This window comes from Flavobacterium cupreum (genome assembly GCF_003996965.1).
GTDB classification, from domain to species: Bacteria; Bacteroidota; Bacteroidia; order Flavobacteriales; family Flavobacteriaceae; genus Flavobacterium; species Flavobacterium cupreum.
Genome location: NZ_QWDM01000105.1, coordinates 1 through 387, shown reverse-complemented (window position 1 = coordinate 387; position 387 = coordinate 1). Strand labels below are relative to the sequence as shown.

Annotated in this window: 1 protein-coding gene; it reads left to right on the top strand. The window is 41.6% G+C overall.

What is annotated here, in order from left to right; translation table 11 throughout:
* Positions 1 to 236: hypothetical protein (locus tag D0817_RS26810; protein ID WP_161568476.1), on the top strand; the 236-nt coding region annotated here is incomplete at its 5' end.
* Between the last annotated feature and the right edge of the window lie 151 nt (positions 237 to 387).

Here is a 387-nt window from a genome sequence, read left to right as displayed (position 1 = left end):
ATTGCAATCACGGTCTATCTATCGCAGGTGTTTTACTCCGTACCAATGCCAATCCCAACAGAAGAAATGGTTTATTTTTTAACAACACAGCAAGCAACAACAAAAATCACTATAGGCAATCACTGATTTATTCAGGATTGAGGCTTGCGATTTGTTCCAATGCCGAAAAAATTGAAACTTCGATTGCAGAATGGTCCAATAACCCACTAAAATCAGCGGGAATATTGGAGCCCTAGTGCAAGGGCTTATCAACGTCGATTGTTTAAATAATAAACATGCCCTCTTCCCTGACTTTGTCATCAAACCAAAAGAAACAGGCCACCCTGTTGTACTACTTCTCGTCGCTCGACGAGCTCCAGGGACGGAAAGAACGTGTTGACCTTTTAA